Source organism: Kluyvera intermedia, from assembly GCF_021440345.1.
GTDB classification, from domain to species: Bacteria; Pseudomonadota; Gammaproteobacteria; order Enterobacterales; family Enterobacteriaceae; genus Kluyvera; species Kluyvera intermedia_A.
The window spans coordinates 1-5,217 of record NZ_JAKCNS010000127.1 but is presented as its reverse complement, the minus strand read 5'-3'; the positions used below and the strand labels follow the sequence as shown (position 1 = coordinate 5,217).

General features: G+C 35.7%; 8 protein-coding genes. All 8 read right to left on the bottom strand.

All coding sequences use genetic code 11. From position 1 onward, the window contains the following. Window positions 1-2: 2 nt before the first annotated feature. Complete coding sequence (locus LZ634_RS21910; protein WP_234508846.1) at window positions 3-347, bottom strand: hypothetical protein; 345 nt, start codon at window positions 345-347, stop codon at window positions 3-5. A gap of 95 nt (window positions 348-442) precedes the next feature. Further along, complete coding sequence (locus LZ634_RS21905; protein WP_234508845.1) at window positions 443-2,377, bottom strand: hypothetical protein; 1,935 nt, start codon at window positions 2,375-2,377, stop codon at window positions 443-445. A gap of 168 nt (window positions 2,378-2,545) precedes the next feature. After that, window positions 2,546-2,794: a hypothetical protein gene (locus LZ634_RS21900; protein ID WP_234508844.1), complete on the bottom strand. Its 249-nt coding sequence runs from the start codon at window positions 2,792-2,794 to the stop codon at window positions 2,546-2,548. A gap of 78 nt (window positions 2,795-2,872) precedes the next feature. Continuing rightward, on the bottom strand, window positions 2,873-3,238 hold the full coding sequence (locus tag LZ634_RS21895) for a hypothetical protein (RefSeq protein WP_234508843.1): 366 nt from the start codon (window positions 3,236-3,238) through the stop codon (window positions 2,873-2,875). Between the two features lie 15 nt (window positions 3,239-3,253). Then, window positions 3,254-3,856 carry a hypothetical protein gene (locus tag LZ634_RS21890; protein ID WP_234508842.1) on the bottom strand — a complete coding sequence of 201 codons (603 nt, stop codon included), beginning with the start codon at window positions 3,854-3,856 and terminating at the stop codon, window positions 3,254-3,256. Between the two features lie 50 nt (window positions 3,857-3,906). Continuing rightward, window positions 3,907-4,056: a hypothetical protein gene (locus LZ634_RS21885; protein ID WP_234508841.1), complete on the bottom strand. Its 150-nt coding sequence runs from the start codon at window positions 4,054-4,056 to the stop codon at window positions 3,907-3,909. Window positions 4,057-4,256: 200 nt separating this feature from the next. Further along, the gene (locus tag LZ634_RS21880) at window positions 4,257-4,475 is read right to left on the bottom strand and encodes a hypothetical protein (protein WP_234508840.1); all 219 of its coding nucleotides are present in this window, start codon (window positions 4,473-4,475) and stop codon (window positions 4,257-4,259) included. A gap of 53 nt (window positions 4,476-4,528) precedes the next feature. Next, window positions 4,529-4,972, bottom strand: coding sequence for a hypothetical protein (locus tag LZ634_RS21875; protein ID WP_234508839.1), 444 nt, complete (start codon window positions 4,970-4,972; stop codon window positions 4,529-4,531). Between the last annotated feature and the right edge of the window lie 245 nt (window positions 4,973-5,217).

Below are 5,217 nucleotides of genomic sequence, written 5' to 3'. Positions count from 1 at the left end.
TTTTACTTAATTATGATTGCCCTCCCCTTTCCTTCCTTCGAAAGTTCCACGGCAATTTTTATTAGTTCTTGTTGATACTCCAATGTAGTAATGTTATTTAGTGTTTCTGTTGAACCGTCCCATGAATTACCTTCAAAATTTTTTCCCAAAAAATGACAAGGAACAAAGAAAGTTTGTGGTAACAGAAGAAAGAAAACTTGCTCACCATCTGCTTCAATGATCATCTTCAGTTCATTTCGTTGATCAAAAATGATTGTTTGATATTTAGAAGCAGTCGGTAACAGGTGGCCTTTGTCTGGTTTTAAATTGTGTTGGTTTAAATGTTTAAGTAGGTCTGATATTTCCATATGGTTTTCCTGCGAATGAATGCAACAAAGGCCAGCTCTTAACGGGACTGGCCTTTGTTGTTGGAGGGATTTTATATAACGTACAATCTATTTATTTAGATCATAGTTAGTTCTTTTATACTTTGTAGTTTCTTCTTCAATTCAATTGCTGAACGAATTTCAACTTCACATACTGTCTGTTTCTTCTTCTCAATATCTAAGCCAGATAAGTTAGTAAACTTCACTGGTGAAATATATTCTACTTCACGCATCCAGAAACAGTTACGGCGTTGCTCTGCGGTAGGTCTAACTTTCTTAGGCTTATCTAACGTAATATAACGATTGAGAACATCACGATATTTTTTATCACGAACCATAATGTCATAACCAGATACACGAACTAATTTACTCCATAGTTCATTACGGCACATTAGATTCTTATCGTTGTTGAAGAACTCTTTCAATACTTTCTTCACTACTAAGTTAGACAAGACTACTAAATCAATTCTTTCTAAGTAGTCTTCTGGACATTCAATAGCAATGAATTCTAAGATGAAGTTACGAATTGAACTATCAGTTTCTACATAATTGAAATCAGGCCATACACGATCTTTGATAAAGTTTTTATTCTCAATTACATTCTGAATTACATAAGGGATTTGTTCATGAGTTAGTCCGACACGAATCAACTTATCAACACTTTCTTTTACTCCATCATAATCTTCTTTCCCAATATGACGGTAATCACCAGTAGTATAATCTTGAATCAAGTCTTTCAATATCTCTTCACGCTCTGCTTTAGCTACTGCTTTAGATTCACGTAGCTTTTCTTTCATTGCTTCACGGCGTTCTTCATCCCCGTCCACGTTCTGGACTTGCTGAACTCTAAAGTCATACTCACTCATACGCATTTCAAAACGAACGTTATCGTACATACACTGACGTTCTCTGTGTTGGCTGGCTGCGTAGTCGATACCAATCAAAGATACTTCAAATGCTTTTGTAGTCTTGTTGAAGAATACATTAGAACCTTTCATATCCTGACGATACTGTGTGAGTAATGATTCTTTGAAGTCTTCATTTGTACTCGTGTCATATACGCTCTGTAACGCTCTACAAAGCGTCCTTGCATCTAAGCAGTATGAAGTGTGGTTGAAGTCTTCCATCTCGTATGTGTTGCATTCAGGCACGATAACATGAACGTTCTTACTATATTCAACGTTACGGAAACGGTTAGTGAATTGCTCAATAGCATCTGGATCGCGATGACCATAAATGAATACGTCGACACTTTCTAATTCATCTTCAATACTAAGACCTTCACGAATTGAATCAGTCCCAATGATAAGATCATAATCATGTTCATCAGTTGTCATCATCTTACTATCAAAGAAGTTTTGAATGTGTTCTTCATTCTTCACCTTAGAAGAAACCACTAATGCTTTATCACCGTATGCTTTAGCAATCGTGTTACATAAATCAATATCATTCACTAATGCAATTGCTTTACGCTTTCCTTTAGTCTCTAAGATTTTACGTTGTAGTAGTTCCTTGGTGTATCTTGATTCAGTTACATACTTAGTAATATTCTTTTCTGCAAGTTGTGGTTTCATTACACGATAGATTCTATCTACTACAATACTCTGTAAGTTCTTATGGTCAATTGTACCACTCATCAATACTACTGATTTGAACAATGGGATTATACGAATCAGATCATTGATAACTGAAGACTTATAACCATAGTCAGTATAAAGACCATGACATTCATCAATGACTAATACTGTATCTTTGTATGCTTCTTTGTTTGGATTAGCTAATACTTCAGATACTTTACTGTTCCAAGTAGATACATCTAATCCATCGATAGAAGATACAATACTAATTAGTGGAGCAATGAAGAAGGTTTTAGTTTGCTTACTAAAGTAGTGACTCTTACCAGTTCCTACATCAGCAATGATTAGATTCACTCCTGAACTAAGATCCATTTCATGTGCAATGTCTGAAATATATTGTGATTGTTTTAGAGTCCAGCTTTGTTTGATTTCCATTTATTACTATTCCTTGTAATGGTGAAACGCAATTCCTTTGCATTTCAGTTGAGATAAATATATTTGAAAGATGGTTATTTCATTTCCCATCTTTCCGGTAACGTGACATTACCGATTTCCTTTTAACCCACTATTGTTTACGCAGTAGTGGGTTTTTCTTTGGAGGGATTACCGAGAGAAGTTATTCACATAACAAGCGGGGGCACTAATGGCAGTTCTTACTACTGCATAGAGTCCAGCCAGTAACACGACAACGTAAGCAAACCCACCAAAGGACATACCAGCAGTCCCATACATAATAAGCTGTACGATTGCTACTGGTAACGCTACTACCATTGCTGCGGCTAAGAAGTGACACACGGCGATCACTGCCAGTAACACCGGGTAGCCTATTGCAATTGATAAGATTCTTTTCATTAGTTATTCCTTGCTGTGTTAGGTGTGATAAAAGTGTATCACACCCGGTAAAATAATGATCATTTTCAATTAGTTAGTTTAGAACTTCGCTTTCATTTCTGCATCAACCCACTGCCTGTACGGTTGATTGATCTTCCCATCTATCAACCCTTTGATGTAACAAGCATGTGCAATTTTCACATAGTTCAAATTCAAGGTTAGATTGTGTCGGAGATACTTCATATGCATCTCACTATTTATATAACCGATATCAAAATCATCGTGAAACTGATATTCAACACCAGCACAAAATACATTCCCAGTCTCTAAGTTGATTACTACTTTTGATTGCTCAGAATAAATTACATAACCCTCTTCTTCAGTATTGAGCACTTGAATATCTGAGATGTTAGATAAGTTTATTAGTAGTTCCGTTAGTTCTTCTTCAGTGTATTGTTTTTCCATTTTACAATGTCCTTATTAGTATTTGTTAGTTGGTGTATTGTTTTCCCATTCATCAATAATACCTGACGCTTTCATTAGTAGTGAATTATAAACGCCAACATTGTATGTGCTTGGGTATGATGTTTTATAATCCGTAGCTACTGCAATAAAGTGTTGTGCTTTTGCTGATTGCCATTCCCTATGTGCACTTTCTTCTGTAGGGAATTTTCCGAGATTTACTGTGGCCTTGTTGATCGTAATCTTTGCAGTATAGCTGTTCTTGTTTTTAGTAACACCAAACAAACGATTTGTGCTTGGATTACATACAACAATTAGGTTTACATCTTCAGGCACAAAAACACATGTAGTCGGACTATATAGTTTATTACCTGGAACTAAAATATCTTTATCTAATACTGCACCATAAAAATAGTGTGCTTTACAGTAGGCGTAGTAGTTACTGAATATTAGCCATTGATTACAAACTGATGCATTTATATAAGTTGGTCTATATTGCTGAATCCACTTAGTATCATAGCAACGCTTTAACATGCTACTCCACCTGATGTATTCAGGAGTATTTGACATACCCACCATATCATATACACCAACACCATATACTTTCTTTTGTTCTTTCATTTACCAATTCCTTTTGGTTAGTTAGTAGCAATCCTTGCCACTGGGTTATTTTACTTTTTGAATACTCGTGCAGTGTCGATAAGTTGATACACTACTTTCTGCATTTTAGTATGTCCTTGCTCTTTCATTAGTTCTTGTAAGAAGTTCTTTTGAGTAGGCGTAAGTTTTATTAGAACCTGTTCTGTTCTTTTCTCTTTCATATTTAGTTCCTTGTGTAGAAAAGCTATCTTTACTTTATTTAGTGTTACCGAAATAAAAACCCCCTCAAATGGAAAGAGGGAGTTTTGTATTAAGGAATTTAGTTTTGGAAAAACTGGAGTAGGAAGATTCGGAAGGAGTGAATAAAAGCTCTCCCTACCCCTTATTATAGGACATTTTTTTTAACTGTCCCAAAATAAAATCATTTATTTTCACTTCCCTTATCTGGTGCGGTCTGTAAGCCTTCCTTGTTTTGGCTTCCCTTCGAATTTTTATCCAAAAATTTCAAGTAAGCCGCACGAATTTGTGCAAAGATACAGAGTAACAAGAACCCCATACCTACCCACGGTATCAACCATCCATTGAGTAGTAAGAGGAAACCTAAAGTAAGTAGTATCACGTCTTCAATCCATCCATTCATAACAATCCATCCTTGTAGTTATTGTTCTTATGTAGTTATTTACTAAAGTAGTATCAAAAGTATGTTGAAATGAATTCAAATAGTTCTTTGTAAGTTTCCTGTGCATCTACTACTTGTGCTAACAAACCATCGTTACACATGTCCTGAAAGTATTCTTCTTCTGTCAGTAGTAACTCACCTTCATACACAGCATCAAACCAGAACGCACCAGAAGCACGCTGTTCAATTCTATTTATGTTTATGCCCTGACCTACCACCATTAAAACATGACGCCCATAATCAATTGAGCAATGCACACTGTCTATCAATCCAGAACACATAGTGACATTCAGTGAACGTGAACCTGTTACGTTCTGTTCATCATCGTAGCTATACCACTTGAACGTGTACCCTGTGATGTTCTTCCTGTCCTGTAATGTGCGTAGTTCTTCCAACGTTGTGATACTACGATCAATACTTTCTCTATTGCGTATCACGTAGATAGTTTTCAATTCCATTTACTAATTCCTTTTAGTAGTTTCTTTGTATATCTATTTAGTTGTGACAACTTAAAATGTACCCCAAATAAAAAAGGACTGACTACTATCACAAGTAGTTCAGTCCTTTCACCTGACACCGGGCAACGGGCAACGGGCTACCCGTCAATGTCTCATTAACAAGTATGAAATGGGTTATAAAATTAATTTTGTTCTGATGGTTTTATAGTAATTACTATATATAACTATCCTACTATCAGAACAAA